Origin of the sequence: Caenimonas sedimenti (assembly GCF_007833165.1) — a bacterium.
In the GTDB taxonomy this organism is placed as follows: Bacteria; Pseudomonadota; Gammaproteobacteria; order Burkholderiales; family Burkholderiaceae_C; genus Ramlibacter; species Ramlibacter sedimenti.
On sequence record NZ_VOBQ01000008.1, the window covers coordinates 170,285 to 193,083 of the forward strand.

The following is a 22,799-nucleotide window of genomic DNA, read 5'->3' on the forward strand; positions in this document are numbered from 1 at the left end:
GCCCGTATCGCTCGAAAAAGGGCGCGAGCCCGTCGCTAGCGCTGGAGGGTGTCAATCGATACCTCGACCATCATTCCGGGCTTGAGCAGCAAGCCTTCTTGCCGGACCGACAAGCGGACTGGAATGCGCTGCGTGATCTTGGTGAAATTGCCCGACGGATTCGGATTCGGCAGCAATGCGAAAGCGCTGGTCGCACTGTTGCCGATCAGGCTCACCCGGCCTTCAAAAGTTCGCCCAGGGTAGGCGTCGACACGCACCTGCGCAGACTGGCCAAGCCGGATGTCGGCCAGATCCGTTTCCTTGATGTTGGCTTCCACCCAGATCGCTTCGGGATCGTGCATGAGCAACACGCGCTGTCCAGCGGCAAGGTAATCGCCGGTATTGGCGAAGGTGCGGTCCACCACCCCGTTGACAGGAGCGACCAACCGCAGGTCATGCACGTCCAGACGCGACAGCCTCAGTCGGGCGCGAAGACCTTCCGCGTCCGCTCTCGCCCGCTGCGCTTGAGTAGCCAATGAATCAAGGCGCGTCGCAGCCTGCGCCTTCGCCAGGCGCGCTTGAGCGGCCCTCGCCTCGGAAGTCAGCTTCTGCTGCTCGCGCTGAGCAATCTTGTAAACCGTCTCGCTACGCTGCACGCGCTGTTCGGACACAAACTGCCGGTCTACCAGATCCCGGTCACGCTGGTAATCGGCCCGAGCATTGGCCTCATTCAGGCGTGCCTGCTCTTGCGCAAGTGCGACGGAGTCCAGTTGGCTCTGCGCTTCTCGCACGGCAGCCTGGGTCGAAGCTCGAGTTTCCGCAATCAACTGCTCCAGACGCAGGACTTCAGCCTCGGCACTTTGCAAGCTGGCTGCCTGGGCGCTCGCGGCCAAGCTTGCACTTTCGGCATAGATTTCCCCCATCGTCTGGCCGCGATGGACACGGTCGCCTTCCTGGACGGGGCGGGAGGACAGCCAACCGGGTGAGCGGCTGGCCACTGCGATCATTTCGGAGGCGATTCGCGCATCGGTCACATCCAGATGCGTCATGCGGTGATGAACGAATCGTCCGCCTGTGACCAATACTGCCACTGCGAGCACCACAAGTAATGCATGACGCAGCCCCCGGCGCTCGCCCAGCGATTGTTTGAATTTTTGCAGCCGCTCAATCACCGGAGTCTCTCGAGAGGCCCCGGGGTCAAGGGCCAAGACCTTGAATTGCGCGCAGCGGGTTGACTGGCGGCGACAAGGTTTTGGTTCCGGTGTGGATCATGAGCGAAGCGCTTAGGACAACGAGAACTCAGCACTCGCGGCTTGAAGCCAGATTGCGGCGCATCTTGCCCAGGGCGACGAGAACCGCCGCAGCCTCCTTTTTGTCGAGATCGCGCAAAACATCGGCTTGGATCGCGGCGCCAACTTCTCTGATCGCAGCCAGGTGCGCAGTCGCGGCATCTGTCAAGAACATTCGATAGGCCCTTCTGTCTGCAGCATCGGCATGACGTTCGACCAATCCCGCCTCGGCCAATTGGTCGATCAAACGCGCGAGTGTGATGGGTTGGACTTCCAGCAATTTCGCCAAGTCAATCTGCCGAATGCCCTGATGGCGGGCCAGGTAAACGAGCGCCCGCGCTTGCGCCAAGGTGATGGAGCTTCCCTCCAATCGCCGCTGGAAAGCCTGCCGCATCATCCGGGAAAGGTCAGCCAGCAAGAAACCCAGACTGTCTTGTTCCGATACCATGTGTAGTATATGATGTAGTATGCGTAGTATTCAACCGGACAAGATGCAAGTCAAGTGAATGGCGTCAGGAGCTTGTCGCGTGCTGTGATCGAGTCGCGCTTGAATGCCTTGCTGGCCGACTTGCAAGTTGAAAAGCTGCGCACAAACCCGGCGCTGTCGCTATCCGGCGGCGAACGCAGACGGGTGGAGATGGCGCGTGCCCTGGCGACCAACCCAAGCTTCCTGTTGCTTGATGAGCCATTTCGGGATCGATCCCATTGCGGTCATCGAAATCCAGAGCATTGTTCAATTCTTGCAGGCACGCAACATTGGGGTTCTGATCACCGACCACAACGTGCGTGAAACAGATAGATGCGGCGTACCGATTCATTTACGACGATGTCCGCCGGTCGTCCGCTGGCCACTACAGTTCCTTGATTGATGATATCTGCGCGGTCACAGAAGCCAATCGCCGCATCTATCTGGGTGAACATTTTCGGATGTAGAAGTTTGTAAGGTGGCTCCGGCAGGTGAGCAGCGTGGCGAGCCGCGCTGCAGCCGGTTGCCCCCAGGAAAGTCGACAGACAAGGTCGCTCGAGCTAACGTCGAGGGAGCCGCCCAGAAGAAGCTCTTTCAGGGCTACAGTACGAACCCGGCCGAGCGGAAATGGCGCTGGCACTTCCCTTTTCGGGCCGGGCCATCGCGCCGAGATGACGGTTCAGGGTCGGAACAGCGCCGCGCGAATACCTACCGGTTGCGCATCCAACCGTGCCGCCTGAAGGTGCCGCCGCCGACGGATCAATCAGGCGTGATCGACGCCACCACCGCGCTACGCTCGACCGTCTGCCCGGCCTGGCAAGAGACCGAGGCGACTGTGCCCGCGCACTCGGCGACGATGCGCATCTCCATCTTCATCGACTCGAGAATCGCCACCACGGCGCCCTTTTCCACGCGGTCGCCGGGCGCCACGTTGACCTTCAGGATCAGGCCCATCATCGGCGCCTTCAGCTCGCCGCTGGCCTGCGCCGAGGTACTGATGTAAGACAGGTAGGGCACCACCTTCAGGCTGTGCGAGCCGCGGCGGTCGTGCAGGTACAGCATGTCGCCGTCCCGGTGCAGGCGCACGGTCTCGCGACGGGTGTCGGTGACCGCCAGGAAGCTGCCGGTGTCGCCAGCCTGCGCCAGCTGCACCCGCACCTGCGCGTCGTTCACGCCCACCAGCATGCTGCCGTCGGAGCGCAAGGGGCCGAAGCGGATCTCGGCACTGACGCCGTCAATCGTTTCCACGTGCAGGCTGGGGATCGGCGCCAGGCTTTCACCGCCGACGCTCATCTGCCAGCCGCTGCTGTGCCAGCGGCTCCAGGGGCTGCGCGATTCGACCTGGCGCTGCAACTGCAGCCAGTGGCAGGCGGCCACGGCCAGGGTCTGCGTGTCGTGCAGCGCGTCGCCCAGCGACCAGCCTGCGATCTGCTCGTCGATCAGCCGCGTGTGGAAGGTGGCGGTGCGGGTCTCGGGCAGGTCGAGCAGGCGGCGCAGGAAGCTGCGGTTGGTGGTGACGCCGAAGACCACGGTGTCCTCGAGCGCCAGTGACAGCCGGTCCAGCGCTTCGTCGCGCGTCGGCGCATGCGTGATCAGCTTGGCCAGCATCGAGTCGTAGTAGGGCGTGACTTCCATGCCGCTTTCGATGCCGGTCTCGACGCGCACGCCCAGGTCGGGAAAGCGCACCTGCGACAGCTTGCCGGTGGACGGCAGGAAGCCTGCCGCCGGGTCCTCGGCGCAGATGCGCGCCTCGACGGCATGGCCGTGGATGCGCACATCGCCCTGCTGTACGGGCAGTCCTTCGCCGCTGGCGATGCGCAGCATGATCTCGACGATGTCCAGGCCCGTCACCATTTCAGTCACCGGGTGCTCGACCTGCAGGCGCGGATTGACCTCGAGGAAGTGGTACTCGTCGGCACCGACGATGAACTCGACCGTGCCCACGCCGCGGTACTTGAGCCGTTCGCCCAGCCGCACTGCATCGGCCGCCATGCTATCGCGCATCTTGGCGCTCAGGTTGGCCGCAGGCGCCTCCTCGATCACCTTCTGGTGGCGTCGCTGCAGCGTGCACTCGCGCTCAAACAGATGGATCACCCGGCCCTGGCCATCGCCGGCGATCTGGATCTCGACGTGGCGGCCCTGGCGGATCAGCTTCTCGACGATCAGGCCGGCGTCTCCGAATGAGTTCTTCGCCTCGCGCATCGCCGATTCGATCTCCAGCTCCAGGCCTTCGAAGCTGGTGATGCCGCGCATGCCCTTGCCGCCGCCACCGGCCGCGGCCTTGAGCATCACCGGCAGGCCGACAGCGCGCACCGACGCGGCGATCACGGCCGCGTCGACGCTAGGCGCTTCGCTGCCCGGCACGATCGGCACCTTGGCGGCCTTGGCCTCGCGCTTGGCCGCGGCCTTGTCGCCCAGGCGCTCGATCACGTCGGCGGTCGGGCCGATGAACACCAGGCCCGCCGCTTCGACGGCACGCGCGAAGGCGGCGTTTTCGGCGAGGAACCCGAATCCCGGATGGATGGCCTCGGCCCCGACGGATTTCGCGGCGGCGATCACCGCGTCGATGCGCAAGTAGCTTTCGGAGGCGGGCGCGCCGCCAATCTCCACCGTTTCGCCGATTTGCCGCACATGCAGCGCGTCCCGGTCGGCGCTGGAATGAACACCGGCCACGGCCACGCCCAACCGCCGGCAGGTACGGGCGATGCGGCAGGCGATCTCGCCACGATTGGCTATCAGAATTTTCTTGAACACTGCGTCGATTCCCAGGTCACATCCGGAACACGCCGAAGCGCGAAGGCACGGCCGGCACGCGGCCGGCCAGGTCGAGCAGCAACGCCATCACGTCGCGCGTCTCGGCCGGCTCGATCACCATGTCGCACCAGGTGTTGCGCGCGAAGTTGTAGGCGTTGGCGAAGTCCTCGAAGGTCTTGCGCACCGGCGCCTTGTAATCCTCGCGCTGCGCGTCGGTCCAGCTCGTGCCGTCGCGCTTGTGCTGGTCGTCCTTGACCATGGCCAGCGTCGTGGCTGCCTGGTCCGGACCCATGATCGCAGCGCGGCCGTTGGGCCACATGATGAGCGCGTTCGGCTTGAATGCGCGGCCGCACATCGCCAGGTAGCCCGCGCCGTAGGAGCCGCCGATGATCAGCGTGTACTTGGCGACGTTCGCGCAGGTCATGGCGGTGATCATCTTGGCACCGTGCTTGGCGATGCCAGCCTCCTCGGCCTCGCGGCCGACCATGAAGCCGTTGATGTCGGCCATGAACAGCAACGGGATGTCGCGTTGGCAGCACAGCTCGATGAACTGCGTCGCTTTCATCGCGCTCTCGGAGAACAGCACGCCGTTGTTGCACAGGATGCCGACCTCGAAGCCCTTGATGCGCGCGAAGCCGGTGATCAGCGTGTCGCCATAGTCGGGCTTGAACTCGTGCAGGTCGCTGCCGTCGACGAGGCGCAGCAGGATCTCGCGGTTGTTGGTGGGGATGCGTGGGTCGGCGCTGATGATGCCGTTGATCTCGACCGGGTCGTGCAGCGGTTCCACGGCCTCGGCCACGTCGCGGCGCTGGCGCGGTACGTCGCCGAGGTGGGCGACGACGTCGCGCAGGATCGCGATCGCGTGCGCGTCGCTCTCGGCCAGGCGGTCGGTATTGCCGTCTTGGCGGTTGGCGCGGTCGGCATCGGCGGGCACCGGCACCGCGTTGGAGCCGAAGGCCAGCGCGCCCTGGTTGCGCACGACCACCACCTCGTCGCACACCGCCGGCACGAACGCTCCGCTGTCGGCGGCCGGGCCGTGCACGCTGGCTATCTGCGCGATGCCCTCGCGCGACATGCGCAGCTGGCTGTACAGGATGGAGCCGAACTGGCCGTCATCGGCGAACACGCCAGGCTGGCCGCCACCTGCGCTCAAGACCTCGCGCCCGCCCGACTGCACCATCGTCAGGCAGGGCAAGCGGTGTACCCAGGCGAAGCGCAGCGCCCGCACATGCTTCTTGCTGGTGATGGTGTTGTAGGCGCCATCATGCACCGCGGCGTCGTTGGCGATCACCATGCAGGGCCGGCCCGACACCATGCCCACGCCGGCCACGATGCCGGCGCCCGGCGCGGTGTCGCCGTGCAGGCCTTCGCCGGCGAGCTGGCACAACTCGAGGAACGGCGAACCCGGGTCGAGCAGCGCGCTGACGCGCTCGCGCACCAGCAGCTGACCCGCTTCGCGCAGGGCCGCGCGGGCAGATTCCGTGCCGGCGGCCACCGCCGCGGCGCGGCGCGCGCGCAGATCGGCCACGCGGCCCTCGTAGAACTCGCGGTTGGCGCGCAACTCATCGGGGCTGGCCGCGAGGGCCGATTTGATGACGCTCATCGAGCGCTCCCGCCGGCGCGCGGCCGGCCTGTTGCGGGCCGCGCCGCGGATAGGGGGGATTTCATCGGATGGGGGGTGTACGTGGATTGCAGTGGGTGCAGCAAGGCCGTAAGATAACAAACATTCGTTAGGCTGCCAATCCCTGCCGACCCGTCGGCGCCGCACCACCCCGCCATGCACCCGATCCAATCCGACATCGCCACCGACAGTTCCGACTTCCAGCGCCAGCGCGACGCCTTCCTGGCGCGGATAGCGGCGCTCAAGCCGCGCCGCGCCGAGGCCACGCTGGGTGGCAACGAGAAGTCGCGCAAGCTGCACAAGAGCCGCGGCCAGATGCTGCCGCGCGAACGCATTGCGGCCCTGCTCGACCCGGGCTCGCCATTCCTGGAGATCGGCCACCTCGCCGGCGCCGACCTGTACGACGGCGTGCCGCCGGGGGCGACCATCATCACGGGCGTCGGTCAGGTCAGCGGCCGGGCCTGCATGTTGATTGTCAACGACGCCACCGTGAAGGGCGGCACCATGTTCGGCATGACAACCAAGCGCCACACCCGGGCGCAGTTGTTCGCCTGGCAGCACCGTCTGCCCTGCATCACCATGGTGCAGTCCGGCGGCGGCTTCCTGCCCGACTTGGCCAACATCTTTCCCGACGAAGGCCAGGCCGGCTCGATCATGTACAACCAGGTGAAGATGTCGGCCGAAGGCATCGCCCAGATCGCGTTGGTGCACGGCCCGTCCACAGCCGGCGGGGCCTACATCCCGTCCCTGTGCGACGAGGTGGTCATCATCCGCAACCAGGGTGCGATGTTCCTCGGCAGCCCGCAGCTGGTGTTCGCCGCCACCGGCGAGGTTATCGATATCGAACCGCTGGGCGGCGCCGAGATGCACAGCCGTCTCAGTGGTGTCACCGACCACATGGCGGAAAACGACGCGCATGCCTTGCAGATCACGCGAAACATCGTCGCCCATCTTGGCGAGGCGCCGTGTCTGCGCTGGACGCGCACCGCTGTCGAGGCGCCCCGCTACGACCCGCAGGAGTTGCTCGGCCTGGCGCGCATGGGCGACCAGCCCGGCGGCGATTGCCGCGAGATCATCGCCCGCCTGGCCGACGGCAGCCGCTTCCAGGAGTTCAAGCAACTCCACGGTGAGACCCTGGTCTGCGGCTTCGCGCGCATCGAGGGCTTCGAGGTCGGCATCCTGGCCGGCAACGGCCTGCTCACTTCGCAGGCCTGCGCCAAGGGCGCGCACTTCATCGAGCTGTGCTGCCAGCGCGACATCCCGCTGCTGTTCCTGGTCGATTCGCCGGGCTTCGCCGACAGCGACCAGGGCGACCAGCGCGGCGTGGGCAAGCATGGCGCCAAGCTGCTCAACGCCGTGGCCAACGCCGACGTGCCCAAGTTCACCCTCATCGTCGGCGCAGCCTACGGCGCGGCCTACCACGCGCTATGCGGCCGCGCCTTCAAGCCCAACGCGCTGCTGATGTGGCCCAACGCCCGCGCCGCCGCCTCGCGCGACGCCGCCGACGAAGTGGCTGGCGCGCTGAACTGGGCCCGCCATCTCTGGTGCGACATGGTCATCGATCCGGCCGAGACCCGCCCCGCCCTCGCCCAGCTGCTCGACGTGGCCGGCCGGACTCCCGCCAGACCCACCGAGTTCGCCGTGTTCCGCATGTAGCGGTTTTCAGATGAACGCGCCGGCCTTGTCACGGCGACCACGCGCACCGAGAAATTCGATCATCAGCCGGTTGACGTCGTCCGGCGCCTCGAACGCCACCCAGTGGCTGGCGCCGGGAACGATACGGCACGTGATGCGTGGCGCGGTGCGTTCCAGGTAGGCGGCGCGCGACGCGGCGTCGGGTTGCGGCAGCGGATCGCGCTCGGGCAGGAGGCCCAGCACCGGGCAACGGGTCTGGCGCAGGCTCGGGCCCAACGTGTCGCGGTAGCCCAGAAAGCGCGACTTGAAGCGTGTCATCCCATGGTTGCGGCGCTGCATCGCGACCGTGAGGTCATCGATCCGCTTCGGGTCGCCGATCATCATCAGCTCCAGATTGCGGCGGTGCACGGCGTTCGTCTCGGCGTCGCTGGCGCCCGCCGGCACCGGGCGCAAGGGTGGCCGTGACCAGCTGCCCGGTGGAAATCCGCCCGGTGCGAGCAGGCAGATGCCGGCCACACGCTCGGGCAGGCGCGCCGCCAGCCAGGCCGTCATCACGCCGCCGTAGGAGAAGCCCGCCGCCAGGAAGGGGACGCCTGCCGGCACCAGGCCGCCCACCACGGCGGCCAGCAGAAACTCGCCGTACCCATCGAGATCGGAATCGTGCGGCACGTCGAGCGACTCACCCATGCCGGGCAGGTCCGGCAGCACCAGACGGAAGTGCTGCGACAGGGCCCGGATGTTGCGCACCCAGTGCGTCCAGGAACCGGTACCGCCATGCAGCAGCAGCAGGGTCGGCCCTTGGCCGACCTCGCGGGCCACCACGCCAGCAACCGTTCGGGTCTGGAATTCGAGGTCCGGAAACAGCCCCTCGGGCGTGATCTCGGGCAGCGGCACCGTCAAAGGGTGGCCTCCGTTCCCAGGATGTTGGTCACCTGGCTCGACAACACGCCGCCGTTGCCGTGGCACAGCGCCAGTTCGGCGCCGGCCACCTGGCGCGCGCCTGCTGCGCCGCGCAACTGCTGCACCGCCTCCACCAGCGTGAACATGCCGTACATGCCGGGATGCACGCAGGACAGCCCACCGCCATTGGTGTTGACCGGCAGCGCGCCACCAGGCGCGATGGCCCCGCTCGCCACGAAAGCACCGCCCTCACCTTTCTTGCAGAAGCCCAGGTCTTCGAGGAACAGGATGGTGTTGATCGTGAAGGCGTCGTAGAGCTCGATCACGTCCATGTCGCGCGGCGCCAGGCCGGCCATCTCGAAGGCGCGCCGGCCGGAATCGACGGCCGCGGTCTGCGTGAGGTCGGCCATCGCGACGATGTTCATGTGGGTCGTGGCCGCCGCCGCGCCCAGCAGGTAGACCGGCTTCCTGGGCAGGTCGCGGGCACGCGGGGCCGTGGTCATCACCAAGGCTGCGCCGCCGTCGGTGACGAGGCAGCAGTCGCGCACCGTCAGCGGGCTCGACACCATGCGCGACGCCAGCACTTCGGCCACGCTCAGTGGCCCGCGCATGAAGGCCTCGGGGTTGAGGTTGGCCCAGGCGCGCGCCGCCACGGCGACTGCCGCGAGTTGCTCGCGCGTGGTGCCGTACTGGTGCATGTGGCGCGAGGCCGCGAGCGCGTACGAAGTGGCCGGGAAGATCGGCGCATACGGCGCCTCATAGGCGAAGGGCTTGACCGACGAGACCAGCTTGCCCGATGCGGTGCGCTGGTTGCTGCCGTAGAAGATCAGCGCCGTCTCGCACAGCCCTTCCTGCAGCGCCAGCGCCGCCATCAGCGTGTACGACAGGAAGGTCGAACCGCCGGTGCGGTTGTTATCGGTGAACTTCGGCTGGATGCCCAGCATCTCGGCGATTAGCAGCGCCGACAGCGGGTTGGCGTTGCCGGGCAGCGAGCCGAACACGGCATCGACATGGCGGGTGGTGAGCCCCGCTTCGGCCAGCGCCTTGACGCTGGCCTCGACAGCGATGTCTTCCGAGCTGCGGCCCGGCGCCTCGCCCAGGCCGGCGAGCGCCGCGCCGACGAAGGCGGCCTGGCCGCGCAGGCCGTGCTTCGCACCGCCGCTCATGCTGCACCCCCGGGGGCGGCATCGAAGACCACGCAAGGGGTGCCGTCAGCGCCCGGGGCCACGCGCGCCTGCACCGCCATGCCGATGCGCACCGCGTCGTGCGCCACCCCGTCGACGCGCGCCATCATGCGCGGCCCCTCGGACAGGTCGACCAGCACCACGTTGTACGGTCCGCCCTTGTCGGCGCTGCGGTTGACGATGCTGACGGCGTAGACCGTGCCGCGGCCGCTGGCCGCCACCCAGTCGAGCTCGACGCTGCCGCAGTGGCTGCAGACCAGGCGCGGGTAGAACACATGCCGGCTGCAAGCGCGGCAGCGCTGGATGCGCAACTCGCTGGTGGCCAGGTGCTGCGCGTACACCGCGTCGGGGCCAGGCCCCTGGGTCCAGCCGGAGGCGGCCGTGGCTTCGCTCATCGCATGGTTCTCCTCGGAATCAGTATTCAGTTGCTGTCGCACCCCGGCGCACGCACGGACCCAATGCCGGATCAGCCCGGCAGTTCAAGCACGCCCTTGGCCAGGATGTTGCGCTGGATCTCATTGCTGCCGCCGTAGATGCTGGCCGGCCGCGCCGAGAAGAAGACGTTGGCCGGGTGCAGCGCACCGCCCGGCAGGTCCAGGGACTGGTCGCCGACGCCGCTCTCGCCAGCGGTCTCGAGCATCAGGTCGGCCACGCGCTGCTGCGTCTCGGTGACCCAGATCTTCAGCATCGAGACCTCGGGCCCCAGATCGCGGCCGCGGCGCAGCACGTCGACGCAGCGCACGAACAGCGCGTCCAGGTCGTCGACGTCCAGCCGCAGTTCATCGTGGCGGGCGCGCCACGCGGCGTCCTCGTCCAGCCCGTTGGCGCGCGCCAGTTCGCGCAGCCGCAGCAGCGGCGCACGCGCGCCGCGCGGGTTGCCGATCATGATGCGCTCGGAGCCGAGCAGCGACTTGGCCATCGTCCAGCCCTGGTTCAGGCCACCCACCAGGTTGGCGCGCGGCACGCGCACGTCGTCGAAGAAGACTTCGCAGAACTCGGCGCCGCCGCTGAGGTTGCGGATGCGCTTGACGGTGATGCCCGGGCTGCGCATGTCGGCCAGCAGGAAGCTGATGCCTTCCTGCTTCTTGGCCTGGGGGTCGGTGCGCACCAGCAGGAAGATCATGTCGGCCTCGTGCGCGAACGAGGTCCAGATCTTCTGCCCGTTGACGATGAAGTCGTCGCCGTCGGCCACGGCGGAGGTGCGCACGTTGGCCAGGTCGGAGCCGGCCGAGGGCTCGGAATAGCCCTGGCACCAGCGCACCTCGCCGGCCAGAATGCGCGGCAGGATCTCGCGCTTCTGCGCTTCGGTGCCGTAGCGGATGATCAGCGGGCCGAGCATCACGACCGCCATGTTGGGTGCGATCTGGATGCCATGGCGGTCGAATTCCGATTGCAGGGCCACCTGCTCGTAAGCACCCAGGCCCATGCCCCCGTGCTCCTTCGGCCAGTTGGGCGCCGCCCAGCCGCGGGCATTGAGCTTCACGTGCCACTCGTGCGTGTCGCGCAGACTCAGCCGGCTTGGCGGAAAACGCCACGCCGGCGGGAAGCTGTCGGCCAGCCAGCGCCGCAACGCGTCGCGCCGGATCGGCTGCTCGCCGCCGACGATGACTTCGGGCGCAGCCGCGTCGTCGCCGGCCGGTGCCAGCTCGTTGTAGCGCCGCCGGTGCCAGGCCGCGGCGCCCAGCCAGGCGGCGCCGACCATAGCCTTCTTCAGGTACAGGCCGATGGCGCATTCGTCGGTGTAGCCGATGCCGCCGTGCAGCTGGATGCAGCCCTTGGTGACCTCCAGCGCCGCGGCCGAAGCGCGCGCCTTGGCCTGGCTGGCGGCTGCCGCCAGCCGGGCGGCATCGGTACCCTCGGCATCGGCCAGCGCGGCCGACTGCGCCACCACGGCGCGCGTCAGCTCGACCTGGATCAGCAGGTTGGCCGCGCGGTGCTGCAGCGCCTGGAAGCTGCCGACCGGGCGGCCAAATTGCTCGCGCACGGCGATGTACTGCACGCTGCTGTCCAGCGCACGCCCCATCACGCCCAGCAGTTCGGCGGCGGCGGCGATGCGCGCCAGGTCGAGTGCACGCTGCAGCACGGCGTCGGCCCGCGGCGCATCGGCGACGAGCTGCGCCGCGCCCGTTTCGACGCCCTTGAATTGCAGCTCGCCCCAGAAGCCGCCGTCGACGCGCACCAGCGTGCCCAGCGTCAGCCCGGGCTGGCCGGCCTCGACCAGCAGCAGCACCGGCCCTTGCGGCGCGAGGGCCGACACGACGAAGGCCCCGGCGCCTTCGGCCGCGGCCACGAAACATTTGGCGCCGTCCAGCACGAAGCCGTCGCCGCGCGGCGTGGCACGCAGGCTCTGGGGCCGCGGGGACTGCTCGTGCTCGCATTCCTGCCAGGCCAGCGCGAACGCCTGTTCGCCGCGCGCCAGCCTCGGCAGCCAGCGCGCGCGCAGCGCCTCGTTGTCGCCATGCAGCAGTGCCCAGGCCGGCAGCAGCGCCCCGCCGACCAGTGGCTCGGGCGCCAGCGCGCGGCCGCATTGTTCGAGCAGCAGCACGGCCTGCGCCAGGCCGCAGCCGCTGCCGCCGTAAGCCTCCGGCAGGCACAGGCCAGTCCAGCCCAATGCAGCCATCTCGTGCCAGCGCGCGCGGTCGTAGCCTGGCGCGCAGCCACGCCAGGCGCGCAAGCGTCGGCCCTCTTCGTCGGCGGCGAAGAAATCCGCGCCGGCGTCACGCAGCATGCGCTGCTCGTCACCCAGGTCGTCGAGCTTGGCGGCCAGGTCGATCATCGTGCCACCGCCCTCACGACCTCGGCCGGCGTCACGCCGTCGGTGCCCAGGAAGGACATCTCCTTGAGGATGGCGTGCGCGGGGTGCAGCGACACCGGCGCGGCGAATGGAAGGTAGGTCACGGCTGGCGCTCGGATGGTCTTTGTGGCATGGTACGAGTCTAACAAACGGCCGTTCGTTTTGCCAACGTGTGGCCGGCCCTGCCGGCCCCGGGCCGGCACCAGCACAGGAGATCACAGAATGTTCAACGGCAAGGCACTCGACAACAAGGTCGCCATCGTCACCGGCGCCGGCCAGGGCATCGGCGCGGGGGTGGCACGGGCCTACGCGGCGCAGGGCGCCAAGGTGGCGGTCGTCGACTGGAACCTGGAGACCGCCGAGCTGGTGGCGCAGTCGATCCGCGCCGCCGGCGGCCAGGCCGTGGCCCTGAAGTGCGATGTGGCCGACCGCGCCGCTGTCGACGCGATGGTGGCCGCCACGGTGGCCCAGTTCGGTCCGGTCGATGTGCTGGCCAACAACGCCGGTATCACGCGCACGGCCATGCTGCACAAGATGACGCCGCACCAGTGGGACCAGGTGCTGGCCGTGCACCTGACCGGCAGCTTCAACTGCCTGCAGGCGGTGGTGGGCAGCATGATGGAACGCCAGCGCGGCTGGATCATCAACACCATCTCCACCGCCGGCATCCTGGGCACCATCGGCCAGATCAACTACGGCTCGGCCAAGGCCGGCCTGATCGGCTTCACCAAGTCGGCGGCACGCGAGCTGGCGCGCTACAACATCATCGTCAACTGCGTGGCGCCGGGCGCATCCACTCCGATGACCGAGACCATCCGCACCGACGAGCGCTTCAGGCAGCGCACCCTGGATCGCATCCCGCTCGGCCGCTGGGCCGAGCCGGAAGAGATCGCGCCGGTGTGGGTGTTCCTGGCCTCGGAGGGCGCGAGCTACGTCACCGGCCAGCTGATCGGTGCCGACGGCGGCATGTCGATCCACTGACGCCGCACATGGGCAGCCCCATCGAGGCCCCGCGCGGGTCGTTGCACCCGCTGTTCCACCCGCGTGCCATCGCGGTCTACGGTGCATCGTCCGACCCCACCAAGATCGGCGGGCGGCCGCTCGACTTCCTGAAGGGCTGCGGCTTCGACGGCCCCTTGTACCCCATCAACCCCAAGGCGCCCGTGATCCAGGGGTTGCCGTCGTTTGCGACCGTGTCGGCGGTGCCTGGCCCGGTGGACCTGGCCATCGTCGCGGTGCCGGCGCCGGCGGTGCTGCCGGCGCTGGAGGACTGCGCCGCCAAGGGCGTGGGCGCGGCGGTGGTGCTGAGCTCGGGCTTCGCCGAAGTCGGCGGCGTCGGTGCCGAGTGGCAGCAGGGCATCACCGCGCTGGCGCGACGCAGCGGCATGCGCGTCGTCGGCCCAAACTGCATGGGCGTGATCAACGTCAGGCGCCGCATCGTGGGCACCTTCACGCCCAGTGCCACCGGCTTCGGGCTGGTGCCCGGCCGCATCAGTCTGGTCAGCCAGAGCGGCGCCTTCGGCGGCTATTGCCTGTCGCTGATCCGCCAGCGCGGCCTGGGCCTGAACCTGTGGGTCACCACCGGCAACCAGAGCGACGTCGACTTCGCCGACTGCGTCAGCCATTTCGCGCAGGACGAGGGCACCCAGGTCATCGTCGGCTACATCGAGGCCGCCACCGACAAGGACCGCCTGATCGCAGCGCTGGACCTGGCGCGCGAAAACGGCAAACGCATCGTCGTCATGAAGGTCGGCAGTTCCGAAGCCGGTGCGCAAGCGGCGGCCTCGCACACTGCGTCGCTGGCCGGATCGGACCAGGTCTACGACGGACTGTTCAGGCAGTACGGCGTGTATCGAGCACGCAGCATCGACGAACTCTTCGACGTCGCCTATGCCTGCTCGCTGCCCACGCCGGTACCGAAGGGCCGCCGCTTGGGCCTGCTCACCGTATCGGGCGGCGTCGGCGCGCTGATGGCCGACGTGGCCGCCGAGTGCGGCCTCGACGTCGCGCCGATGCCCGAGGACGCGCAGCGCCGGCTCAAGGTGATCCTGCCCTTTTGCGGCCCGCGCAACCCGGTCGACATGACGGCGCAGCTGGTCAACGACCTGAGTCTGTTCGAGAAGAACTTCGAGCTCATGCTGGAAGAAGGCGGCTACGACCTGATCGTCGCCTTCCTGTCCAGCGTCGGCCAGGTGCTCGATCTGAGCAGCGCGCTGCTGCTGCAGTTGCAGAAAGTGCTGGCCCGGTTCCCCGACCGCACGGTGATCATGTCGATGCTGGCCTCGCCCGAGGTGCGCAAGGTCTACGAGGCCGCCGGGGTGATGCTGTTCGACGAACCCACTCGCGCGGTGCGCGCCGCGCAAGCCCTGGTGTACTTCGCGCAGGAAGCGCAACGCGCCCGGACGCGCGCCGCTCCGCCGGATCTGCCGGGGACGGCATTGGCGCCGCCGCGGCGTGCCGTCAACGAGGTCGAGGCCAAGGCCGTGCTGGCCAGCGCCGGCATCCCGGCAGTACGCGAGCTCGTCGCCGCGACCGAGGACGCGGCCGCGCGCTGCGCCGCGCAGATCGGCTATCCGGTGGTGCTGAAGATCGCCTCGGCCGACATCGCGCACAAGAGCGAGATCGGTGGCGTGCTCGTCGGCCTGCAGGACGAGGCGCAGGTGCGCGCGGCTTTCGGCACGCTGCTGCAGCGCGCCCGGCAGCACGCGCCGCAGGCGCGGATCGACGGCATGGTCGTCGCACAAATGGCCGGCAAGGGCGTCGAGACCATCCTCGGCGTGGTCCGCGACCCGGTGTTCGGCGCGGTGATCATGTTCGGACTGGGCGGGGTCTTCGTCGAGGCTTTCAAGGACGTCGCCTTCCGCGTCGCGCCCTTTGGCGTGGACGAAGCCCGCGCGATGATCGACGAGGTCAAGGGCCGCATCCTGCTGACCGGACTGCGCGGGCAGCCGCCGTCGGACGAAGCGGCGCTGGCTGATGCCATCGCGGCGCTGTCGGTCTATGCCGCGCGGCACGAGGCCGCCCTCGAGAGCATCGACATCAACCCCTTCGTCGTGCTGCCGCGCGGCCAGGGTGCGCTCGCCCTGGATGCGCTGATCATGCCGCGCCCGAAGGGCTGACCCGTCATACCAGGTCGTCGACCCGACCGCGGCGCATCATCAGCTTCTCGCTGAACTCGAACACCTGCTCGGCGCGCTGGTTGAACACGCGCACCCGGCCGCTCATCACGCCGCGCTTGCCGTCCGAGAGCTCCTTCTTGCCCTCGACCGTGATCTCGGCCCGCAGCGTGTCGCCGGGGCGGACCGGCACCGTGAATTTGAAGTCGGTCAGCTCGAGCGCGGCGATCGTTGCCGGGCCGAGGATCTCCTCCATCATCCCGGCGGCGATGCTGGCCGTCAGCAGGCCGGGGCAGATGCGGCCGCCGAAGTTGGTGTGCTTCCTGGCGAACTCCTCGTTGATGAAGATCGGCAGCTTCAGGCCGGCCAGGCAGGTGAAGTTGACGATGTCGGTCTCGGTCACGGTGCGACCGTAACTCTTGAAGACGTCGCCGGGGTTGAGGTCGTCGAGCGAGCGGTTGGACATGGGTGTCGCCTTGGTTCAGGTTGCGCTGGGATGAATCAAACTAACAGTTGGCAGGATACTCTCTCCGGCGCATAATGCACTAGCCCGCCGGGCTTTGATCGTGTTCGCCGGGTCCGGGCTCCGGCCCCTTGCCTCACGCCACCTGCCGCATGCTGTTCCTCCGACCCGATTTCGAACTTCCTTGCGTAGGCGCCAGCACCGCCGGCCTGCGCAGTGCCGTGCGGGCCTTCGTCGCCGATGAGATCGCCGGCGGCCGCATCACGCCACGATGCAACTCATGGACCGAGAGCCTCGCGGCGGACTTCAGCCGCCGCCTGGGTGAACGCGGCTGGATCGGCTATCACTGGCCCACCCAGTACGGCGGGCGCGGCGGCACTGCCTTCGACACGCTCACGATCAACGAGGAACTGCTCGCTGCCGGCGCGCCCGTCGGTGCGCACTGGATCGCGGCACGCCAGAGCGCCCCGTTGCTGATGCGCTTCGGCAACGAGGCGCAACGCCAGGAATTCCTACCGGGCATCGCCGCCGGCACCACCTATTTCGGCATCGGCATGAGCGAGCCCGATGTCGGCTCCGACCTGGCTTCGGTGCGCAGCCGCGCCGAGCTGGCCGACGGCAGGTGGGTGCTCAACGGCCGCAAGGTGTGGACCAGCGGCGCCCACCTGTGCCACTACGCCATCGTGCTGTGCCGCACCGCGCCGGCCGACCCCAAGGCGCGCCATGCCGGCCTGAGCCAGCTCATCGTCGACCTGAAGGCCCCGGGCGTGACCATCCGCCCGATCCGCATGCTCGACGGCAGCCACCACTTCAACGAGGTGATCTTCGACAACGTGCAGGTGCCGACCGAGCGTCTGGTGGGCAACGCCGGCGACGGCTGGAAGCAGGTGAGCAGCGAGCTGGCCTACGAGCGCAGCGGCCCCGAGCGCTTCCTCAGCACGATGCCGCTGGTCGAACGCTGCCTGCAGCTCGTGCTGGCCGGACCGGCTGCCGTGGGCGACATCGCCGCCGGCCGCCTGCTGGCGCGGCTGATGACGTTGCGCAACATGAGCCTGGGGGTCTGGGGCGCGCTCGGCGCCGGCCAGTCGCCGGCGATCGAGGCCGCGATGGTCAAGGACCTGGGCACAAACTTCGAGCGCGACGCGATCGAGGTCGTGCGCGAGGCGATGACGGCCGACCCGCGCGTGGCCGGCGACGAAGCGCTAGCGCAACTGATGGCCGACGCGCTGCCGCTGTCTCCCACCTACAACCTGCGCGGCGGCACCAACGAAGTGCTGCGCAACATGATCGCGAAGAACCTGCAAGGCAAATGAGCGAACTCGCCCGCCCCCTGGCCGAGGCGGCCGACCGATTGTTCGCCCAGCGCTGCGGCACCGATGTGGTCGCCAGCGCCGAAGCCGGTACCTGGCCGCAGACCCTATGGTCGGCGCTCGAGGCCTTGACCCCCGCGCAGCTGCTGGTCCCCGAAGACCGCGGCGGCGCGGGCGGTGACTGGTCCGACGCCTGCGCCTTGCTCGAACGCGCCGGCGAGTTCAACGTGCCCCTGCCGGTGGCCGAGACGGTGCTCGCCGGCTGGCTGCTCGACCGCGCCGGCCTGCCGGCCGTGGCCGGGCCGCTGAGTTTTGCCTGCGGCAAGGTCGACCTGGCCGCGGCGCATCGGCAAGGGCGTGTCGCCTTCGAGGCGCGCAACGTGCCATGGGCGACACGCAGCACGGGGATGGCGCTGGTCGGTCTTGGCGACGACGCCGAGGCCTGGTTGCTGTACCTGCCGAGAGATTCGTACACGACCACGCCCGACCGCGCACCGGCCGGCGACCCGCGCGACCGCGTTTCGGTGCGCGACCTGGCGTTGACCGAGCCCGGCGTGACCTGCCTGCGCCTGGAGGGCTTGTGTCATGCCGACGTCCTGGGCCGTGCCGCGCTGCTGCGCGCAACGCAGATCGCCGGCGCCTGCCGCCGGGTGCTCGCCCTGACGCTGGCCTACACCGGCGAGCGCGTGCAGTTCGGCCGGGCCATCGGCCAATTCCAGGCGGTGCAGCACCAGCTGGCGCAGCTCGCCGAAGAGACCTCGGCCGTGCGTGTCGCGGTCCACGCGGCGGCGTCCACCAGCGACGGCTCCTGGTCGGTGGCGGCGATGGCGGCGGCCAAGCTGCGCGCCGGCGAGGCAGCGGGCCTGTGCGCCCGGATCGCACACCAGCTTCATGGCGCCATGGGCGTCACGGCCGAGCACCCCTTGCATCAAAGCACCCGCCGGATGCTGGCCTGGCGCGACGAGCACGGCGCCGAGGCCTACTGGGCGCGCGAACTGGTGCAGGCCTTGCGCAATGCCGGTGCGCCCAGCGCCTGGCAAGCCATCGTTGCCGCAACCAGCCGATGACGATGCGGCCCCACGCTGCTGACAGGAGCCCGACTTGACACCACTGCACGGCATCCGGGTGCTCGACCTGACCGGCTATCTGATGGGCCCGTTCGCCACGCAGATCCTCGGCGACATGGGTGCCGACGTGATCAAGGTCGAACCGACCGAAGGCGACCTCGTGCGCGCGATCGGCCCGACGCGCAGCCCCGGCATGGGCGGCATCTTCCAGCAGAACAACCGCAACAAGCGCAGCATCGTGCTTGACCTGAAGCAGCCCGCCGGGCGCGATGCCGTGCTCAGGCTGGCCAAGAACGCCGACATCTTCATCTACAACGTGCGGCCGGCCGCGATGGCGCGGCTGGGTCTGTCGTACGAAGCCGTGTCCGCCGCGAATCCGGCCATCGTGTACGTTGGAGCGGTCGGTTTCGGCCAGGACGGTCCCTATGCGGCCAAGCCCGCGCTAGACGACCTGATGCAGGGCATGTCGGGCATCCCCAGCCTCTTCGAGCGCGCCGGCGCCGAGGGGCCGCGCTACATCCCGATGGCGATGGCCGACCGTTACTCGGGCATCTGCCTGGTCAACGCCGTGCTCGGGGCGCTGGTCCACAGGCTGCGCAGCGGCGAGGGCCAGGCGGTCGAGGTGCCGATGTTCGAGTCGCTGGTGCAGGGCGTGCTTGGCGACCACCTGATGGGCGCCAGCTTCGAGCCCGCGCTGGGTCCGCTCGGCTACCCGCGCCATCTCAGCCACGACCGGCGGCCGTTCCGCACGCTCGACGGCCACCTCTGCACCTTCGTCATCAACGACCGCCAGTGGCGCGCAGTGCTCGACGCCATCGGCGAGGGCGAGCGCATGAAGGACCCCCGCTTCGCCACCCTGCAAGCCCGCACCGAGCATTCGGCCGAGGTCTACGCCTTCCTCGACGCGACCTTCCGCACGCGCACCACCGCGCAGTGGCTGGAACTGCTGCAAGAGGCCGACGTGCCCGCCGGGCCGCTGCATTCGCTGGAGTCGCTGCTCGAGGACGAACACCTGAAGGCAGTCGGCTTTTTCGAGCGCCACGAACACCCGACAGAGGGCACCGTCATCAGCCTGCGGCCGCCGTCGCGCTGGTCAAAGACGCCGCTGGCCATCGGCCGGCTGCCGCCGCGTCTCGGCGAGCACAGCGCCGAGGTCTTGCGGGAAGCCGGCTACTCGCAGGCCGAGGTGGCGGCGCTCGCGGCGGCTGGCGTCACCTCGAACCACGCCACCGGGACGTGAAGGCGATGGCGGGCAGCTTGCGGACCACTCTCGCCCACCCGGCAGCGCGCGGGCCGTCAATCGCCGCGGAATTGCGGCTGCCGCTTTTCCAGCAGGGCAGCTACGCCCTCCTTCGCGTCGGCCATCTCGAGCGTGCGCGACTGCGCAAACGCCTCCAGCTCGCCGGCCGCCTTGGGGTCCCAGTTCAGACCACGGTAGAGGCTGCGCTTCATCATGCGAACAGCGACGGGCGCGCAGGCGGCGATCTCGGCGGCAAGTTCGCGCGACTTCGACAGCACCGCGCCGGGTTCGACGGCGTAGTTGGCAATCCCCATTTCGGCCGCCTCGGTGCCGGAAAACACACGTCCTGTGAACAGCAGTTCGGCTGCGCGCGGCACGCTGGTGATGCGCGGCAGCAGATAGCTGATCGCCATGCCGGAATGGATGCCCAGGCGGGCGAAGTTCGCACCGTACCGGGCCTCGCTGTTGGCCACGCGCAGATCGCAGACGAGGCCCAGGCCAAAACCGCCACCGATGGCATGGCCGTTCATCGCCGCGATCACCGGCACCTGCACTTCCAGGATGGTCAGGAACGGGCGGTAGATGCCGTACGACGCGTCGTGAGGCTGTTCGTTGCCGCGGTCGAGGATGCCACTGCGGAAGTCGGCGCCCGAGCAGAAACTGGCACCGTTGCCGGTGATGACGACGCAACGGATGTCGCGGTCGGCTTTGACCTGGTCGATGACCTGCTGGAACGGGCCCAGCATCTCGGGCGACATCGCATTGCGATGCGCGGGTCGGTTCAGGGTGATCTCGCAGACAAGATCCCGGCGGCTCACAAGCACCGCGGCTTCGGTCATGGGGTCTCCAACGGACAGGCCAATTCGGCCGCAGCAATTGTATTCAGCGACGTCGAACACGTACAGCGCTGTCCCTGGGCCCGCGCATGGCGGGCCTGATTTTGATCTCAAAACCACCCTATGGAGACCTGCATGAACTTCCTGAAGTTTGCGTCCATCCTGCCGATCCTCGTGTGCCTGGTGCAACCCGTGACCGCAACAGCCCAGAGCTGGCCCTCGAAGCCCTTGCAGTTGATTGTTCCCCAGGGCGCTGGTGGAAGCACAGACAACCTCGCCAGACTTGTTGCGCAAGCCTTGGGCGAGCGGCTCGGCCAGAACGTCGTCGTCGACAACCGGGCAGGCGCCGGTGGTGTGCTGGGTGTTGCCGCAGCAGCGAAAGCTGCGCCTGACGGGTACACGCTACTGATCGGCTCGAATACGACCGTGGCAGCGAACGCGTTTCTCTACGCCAGCTTCCCCGTCGATCCGCTGAAGGATCTGGTGCCGCTCGCGATGGCGGCCGACGCGCCCTTTGCGCTCGTCGTGCCGGCGGGTTCACCCCTGAAGTCGGTGGGCGATCTGGTGAGAGCAGCCAAGGCGGCGCCAGGCAAGCTCAACTACGGCTCGGGCACAAGCTCGGCACTGCTGTGCGCCGAGCTTTTCAAGGCCGCTGTCGGCGTCGATCTGCGCAGGGTCCCCTACAAGACCTCCGCCCAGGCCCTGACCGACATGATCGGGGGCCACCTGGACGTCATCTGCGAGCCGCTTTCCACCAGCCTGCCTAACGTCCGGGCGGGCCGTCTGCGCGCGCTCGCGCAGACGGGCGCCGAACGCTCGCCGTCCGCGCCTGACCTGGAGACTGTCGCGGAAAGCGTCAAGGGTGTGGCATATACGGCCTGGGTCGCCTTCTATGCGCCTGCGGGTCTTCCCAAGGACGTGGCGACGCGCCTGGGCAACGAGCTGTTCTCCATCGTGAACAATCCCGCTGTCATGGACAGGATTCGCGCCATCGGCTTTGACCCCCGGCCAGGCAACGCGGAGTCGCTGGCGGCCGTACATCGGGCGGAGATGGCATCCGTGGCCGCCACGGTGAAGGCGGCTGGCATCAAGGCCGAGTAGCCCCACCAAAGGGCTGCTCATCACCAACGGCAACCGGAGAACCACATGGCGCCGACATTTTCTCTCCTGCGACAGACGCTGCGACAGCTCGCCTTGTTCACTTTGTTCGCTTTGGGATCCTGGGCATCCGCTGCTGAGCCTTATCCGGCGAAGCCCGTCCGTATCGTCGTGCCTTTCGGCGCGGGTGGCAGTACGGACGTGTTTGCGAGACTGGTGGCACCCAGGCTGTCCGAATCGCTCAAGCAAAACGTCTTTGTTGATTCAATGCCGGGCGCCGATGGCACCATCGGCGCCAGTGCCGTGGCTCGTGCCGCGCCCGATGGCTATACCCTGCTGATGACGGCCGCGAGCCCCTTGACACTCGCGCCGGTGTTGCAGAAAGTGCCCTATGACCCGGTTAAGGACTTCTCACCGATCTCGTTGATGGTCAATCTGAACGGCGTCCTGGCGGTCAACGCGGCGCTTCCGGTGCGCACCATGCAGGAGTTCGCTGCCGAAGCACGCAGCCGGCCCGGGCGCATCAGCTTCGGTGCCGGCACCTCGCTCCTTCGCCTGATCGGCGAGCAGTTAAAGCAGTCTCTGCAAGCGGACATCACGGTGGTGCCCTACAAGGGGACCGGGCCGCAGCTGAACGCCGTGCTCGCGGGCGAGGTCGACGCCGTGGTCGACCCCTTCGTCGGCATTTCGCACATCAAAACGGGCAAGCTCCGCCCGCTCGCCGTGCTGCAGAGCAGCCGGTCGCCGCTGCTGCCCGACGTTCCCACACTCGAAGAAGCCGGAATCAAAGGGATCACGCTGGGTAGCTGGACCGCTCTGCTGGCGCCGGCGGGCACGCCGCCGGCGATCGTCGCTCGCCTGTCGGCCGAAGTGACTCGCATCATGGCGCTGCCAGAGGTGCGCGAACGCCTCGTCACGCTGTACCAGGAACCTGTCGGGAGCACGCCGGCTGAACTGGCCGCGACGTTGGAAACCGACCTCGCCAAGTGGCGGCGAATCGCCAAGGATTCGAACTTCAAGCCCAACTGAGTCTGCATCTTTTCACCG

Annotated in this window: 19 protein-coding genes and 1 pseudogene; 9 read left to right on the top strand and 11 right to left on the bottom strand. The window is 68.4% G+C overall.

The window, feature by feature from the left end; genetic code table 11:
- Positions 1 to 35: 35 nt before the first annotated feature.
- Together FN976_RS10445 and FN976_RS10450 are read right to left on the bottom strand one after the other, a co-directional pair.
- The gene (locus FN976_RS10445; protein ID WP_145892948.1) at positions 36 to 1,151 is read right to left on the bottom strand and encodes an HlyD family secretion protein; all 1,116 of its coding nucleotides are present in this window, start codon (positions 1,149 to 1,151) and stop codon (positions 36 to 38) included.
- A gap of 127 nt (positions 1,152 to 1,278) precedes the next feature.
- Positions 1,279 to 1,716, bottom strand: a complete 438-nt coding sequence (locus FN976_RS10450; protein WP_145892949.1) for a MarR family winged helix-turn-helix transcriptional regulator — start codon at positions 1,714 to 1,716, stop codon at positions 1,279 to 1,281.
- A 96-nt stretch (positions 1,717 to 1,812) separates the two neighbouring features.
- Between FN976_RS10450 and FN976_RS29775 the strand changes: the two are divergent.
- Positions 1,813 to 2,066 (top strand): annotated as a pseudogene (locus FN976_RS29775) (ATP-binding cassette domain-containing protein); the annotation flags it as partial.
- Between the two features lie 427 nt (positions 2,067 to 2,493).
- On the opposite strand, the gene FN976_RS10460 reads toward FN976_RS29775, so the two are convergent.
- Positions 2,494 to 4,488 (bottom strand): acetyl/propionyl/methylcrotonyl-CoA carboxylase subunit alpha, encoded by a 1,995-nt coding sequence (locus FN976_RS10460; protein ID WP_145892950.1) that lies wholly within the window; start codon positions 4,486 to 4,488, stop codon positions 2,494 to 2,496.
- A 16-nt stretch (positions 4,489 to 4,504) separates the two neighbouring features.
- Entirely contained in the window at positions 4,505 to 6,091 is a 1,587-nt protein-coding gene (locus tag FN976_RS10465) for a carboxyl transferase domain-containing protein (RefSeq protein WP_145892951.1), read from the bottom strand.
- 174 nt (positions 6,092 to 6,265) lie between these two features.
- On the opposite strand from FN976_RS10465, the gene FN976_RS10470 reads away from it, so the two are divergent.
- Positions 6,266 to 7,765, top strand: a complete 1,500-nt coding sequence (locus tag FN976_RS10470; RefSeq protein WP_145892952.1) for a carboxyl transferase domain-containing protein — start codon at positions 6,266 to 6,268, stop codon at positions 7,763 to 7,765.
- A gap of 6 nt (positions 7,766 to 7,771) precedes the next feature.
- On the opposite strand, the gene FN976_RS10475 is transcribed toward FN976_RS10470, so the two are convergent.
- From FN976_RS10475 to FN976_RS29425, 5 genes are all read right to left on the bottom strand, one after another.
- Positions 7,772 to 8,638, bottom strand: a complete 867-nt coding sequence (locus FN976_RS10475) for an alpha/beta fold hydrolase (RefSeq protein ID WP_255440332.1) — start codon at positions 8,636 to 8,638, stop codon at positions 7,772 to 7,774.
- Positions 8,639 to 8,640: 2 nt separating this feature from the next.
- Positions 8,641 to 9,810, bottom strand: a complete 1,170-nt coding sequence (locus FN976_RS10480) for an acetyl-CoA acetyltransferase (protein ID WP_145892954.1) — start codon at positions 9,808 to 9,810, stop codon at positions 8,641 to 8,643.
- On the bottom strand, positions 9,807 to 10,223 hold the full coding sequence (locus FN976_RS10485; RefSeq protein ID WP_145892955.1) for a Zn-ribbon domain-containing OB-fold protein: 417 nt from the start codon (positions 10,221 to 10,223) through the stop codon (positions 9,807 to 9,809). The genes FN976_RS10480 and FN976_RS10485 overlap by 4 nt, the downstream gene beginning before the upstream one ends.
- A gap of 71 nt (positions 10,224 to 10,294) precedes the next feature.
- A complete protein-coding gene (locus FN976_RS10490; RefSeq protein ID WP_145892956.1) occupies positions 10,295 to 12,604 on the bottom strand; it encodes an acyl-CoA dehydrogenase family protein in 2,310 nt (769 codons plus the stop codon).
- A complete protein-coding gene (locus FN976_RS29425; RefSeq protein WP_255440291.1) occupies positions 12,601 to 12,726 on the bottom strand; it encodes a hypothetical protein in 126 nt (41 codons plus the stop codon). Before FN976_RS29425 ends, FN976_RS10490 begins: the two co-directional genes overlap by 4 nt.
- Positions 12,727 to 12,844: 118 nt before the next feature.
- Here FN976_RS29425 and FN976_RS10495 point away from each other — a divergent pair, with 118 nt between their 5' ends.
- Positions 12,845 to 13,603: an SDR family NAD(P)-dependent oxidoreductase gene (locus tag FN976_RS10495; protein WP_145892957.1), complete on the top strand. Its 759-nt coding sequence runs from the start codon at positions 12,845 to 12,847 to the stop codon at positions 13,601 to 13,603.
- 8 nt (positions 13,604 to 13,611) lie between these two features.
- A complete protein-coding gene (locus FN976_RS10500) occupies positions 13,612 to 15,741 on the top strand; it encodes an acetate--CoA ligase family protein (RefSeq protein ID WP_186510815.1) in 2,130 nt (709 codons plus the stop codon).
- A 4-nt stretch (positions 15,742 to 15,745) separates the two neighbouring features.
- Here the strand turns inward: FN976_RS10500 and FN976_RS10505 are convergent, their stop codons facing one another.
- Positions 15,746 to 16,204 carry a MaoC family dehydratase gene (locus FN976_RS10505; RefSeq protein WP_145892958.1) on the bottom strand — a complete coding sequence of 153 codons (459 nt, stop codon included), beginning with the start codon at positions 16,202 to 16,204 and terminating at the stop codon, positions 15,746 to 15,748.
- A gap of 149 nt (positions 16,205 to 16,353) precedes the next feature.
- On the opposite strand from FN976_RS10505, the gene FN976_RS10510 reads away from it, so the two are divergent.
- Genes FN976_RS10510 through FN976_RS10520 form a run of 3 tightly spaced genes read left to right on the top strand, consistent with a single transcriptional unit; the run spans position 16,354 to position 19,818 of the window.
- Positions 16,354 to 17,514 carry an acyl-CoA dehydrogenase family protein gene (locus FN976_RS10510; RefSeq protein ID WP_145892959.1) on the top strand — a complete coding sequence of 387 codons (1,161 nt, stop codon included), beginning with the start codon at positions 16,354 to 16,356 and terminating at the stop codon, positions 17,512 to 17,514.
- Complete coding sequence (locus FN976_RS10515) at positions 17,511 to 18,578, top strand: acyl-CoA dehydrogenase family protein (RefSeq protein WP_145892960.1); 1,068 nt, start codon at positions 17,511 to 17,513, stop codon at positions 18,576 to 18,578. Before FN976_RS10510 ends, FN976_RS10515 begins: the two co-directional genes overlap by 4 nt.
- Positions 18,579 to 18,612: 34 nt before the next feature.
- On the top strand, positions 18,613 to 19,818 hold the full coding sequence (locus FN976_RS10520; protein WP_145892961.1) for a CaiB/BaiF CoA transferase family protein: 1,206 nt from the start codon (positions 18,613 to 18,615) through the stop codon (positions 19,816 to 19,818).
- A 56-nt stretch (positions 19,819 to 19,874) separates the two neighbouring features.
- Here the strand turns inward: FN976_RS10520 and FN976_RS10525 are convergent, their stop codons facing one another.
- Positions 19,875 to 20,657, bottom strand: coding sequence for an enoyl-CoA hydratase/isomerase family protein (locus tag FN976_RS10525; RefSeq protein WP_145892962.1), 783 nt, complete (start codon positions 20,655 to 20,657; stop codon positions 19,875 to 19,877).
- Between the two features lie 132 nt (positions 20,658 to 20,789).
- Here FN976_RS10525 and FN976_RS10530 point away from each other — a divergent pair, with 132 nt between their 5' ends.
- Entirely contained in the window at positions 20,790 to 21,755 is a 966-nt protein-coding gene (locus tag FN976_RS10530; protein ID WP_186510816.1) for a Bug family tripartite tricarboxylate transporter substrate binding protein, read from the top strand.
- 45 nt (positions 21,756 to 21,800) lie between these two features.
- Positions 21,801 to 22,781 (top strand): Bug family tripartite tricarboxylate transporter substrate binding protein, encoded by a 981-nt coding sequence (locus FN976_RS10535; RefSeq protein ID WP_145892964.1) that lies wholly within the window; start codon positions 21,801 to 21,803, stop codon positions 22,779 to 22,781.
- The last annotated feature ends 18 nt before the right edge of the window (positions 22,782 to 22,799 follow it).

Excerpts from the sequence above, each read along its gene's own strand:
- FN976_RS10465 (WP_145892951.1), bottom strand. The coding sequence starts at position 6,091 with ATGAGCGTCATCAAATCGGCCCTCGCGGCCAGCCCCGATGAGTTGCGC.
- FN976_RS10535 (WP_145892964.1), top strand. The coding sequence starts at position 21,801 with ATGGCGCCGACATTTTCTCTCCTGCGACAGACGCTGCGACAGCTCGCC.
- FN976_RS10470 (WP_145892952.1), top strand. The coding sequence starts at position 6,266 with ATGCACCCGATCCAATCCGACATCGCCACCGACAGTTCCGACTTCCAG.
- FN976_RS10480 (WP_145892954.1), bottom strand. The coding sequence starts at position 9,810 with ATGAGCGGCGGTGCGAAGCACGGCCTGCGCGGCCAGGCCGCCTTCGTC.
- FN976_RS10505 (WP_145892958.1), bottom strand. The coding sequence starts at position 16,204 with ATGTCCAACCGCTCGCTCGACGACCTCAACCCCGGCGACGTCTTCAAG.
- FN976_RS10510 (WP_145892959.1), top strand. The coding sequence starts at position 16,354 with ATGCTGTTCCTCCGACCCGATTTCGAACTTCCTTGCGTAGGCGCCAGC.
- FN976_RS10450 (WP_145892949.1), bottom strand. The coding sequence starts at position 1,716 with ATGGTATCGGAACAAGACAGTCTGGGTTTCTTGCTGGCTGACCTTTCC.
- FN976_RS10530 (WP_186510816.1), top strand. The coding sequence starts at position 20,790 with ATGAACTTCCTGAAGTTTGCGTCCATCCTGCCGATCCTCGTGTGCCTG.
- FN976_RS10515 (WP_145892960.1), top strand. The coding sequence starts at position 17,511 with ATGAGCGAACTCGCCCGCCCCCTGGCCGAGGCGGCCGACCGATTGTTC.
- FN976_RS10500 (WP_186510815.1), top strand. The coding sequence starts at position 13,612 with ATGGGCAGCCCCATCGAGGCCCCGCGCGGGTCGTTGCACCCGCTGTTC.
- FN976_RS10490 (WP_145892956.1), bottom strand. The coding sequence starts at position 12,604 with ATGATCGACCTGGCCGCCAAGCTCGACGACCTGGGTGACGAGCAGCGC.
- FN976_RS10485 (WP_145892955.1), bottom strand. The coding sequence starts at position 10,223 with ATGAGCGAAGCCACGGCCGCCTCCGGCTGGACCCAGGGGCCTGGCCCC.
- FN976_RS10495 (WP_145892957.1), top strand. The coding sequence starts at position 12,845 with ATGTTCAACGGCAAGGCACTCGACAACAAGGTCGCCATCGTCACCGGC.
- FN976_RS10525 (WP_145892962.1), bottom strand. The coding sequence starts at position 20,657 with ATGACCGAAGCCGCGGTGCTTGTGAGCCGCCGGGATCTTGTCTGCGAG.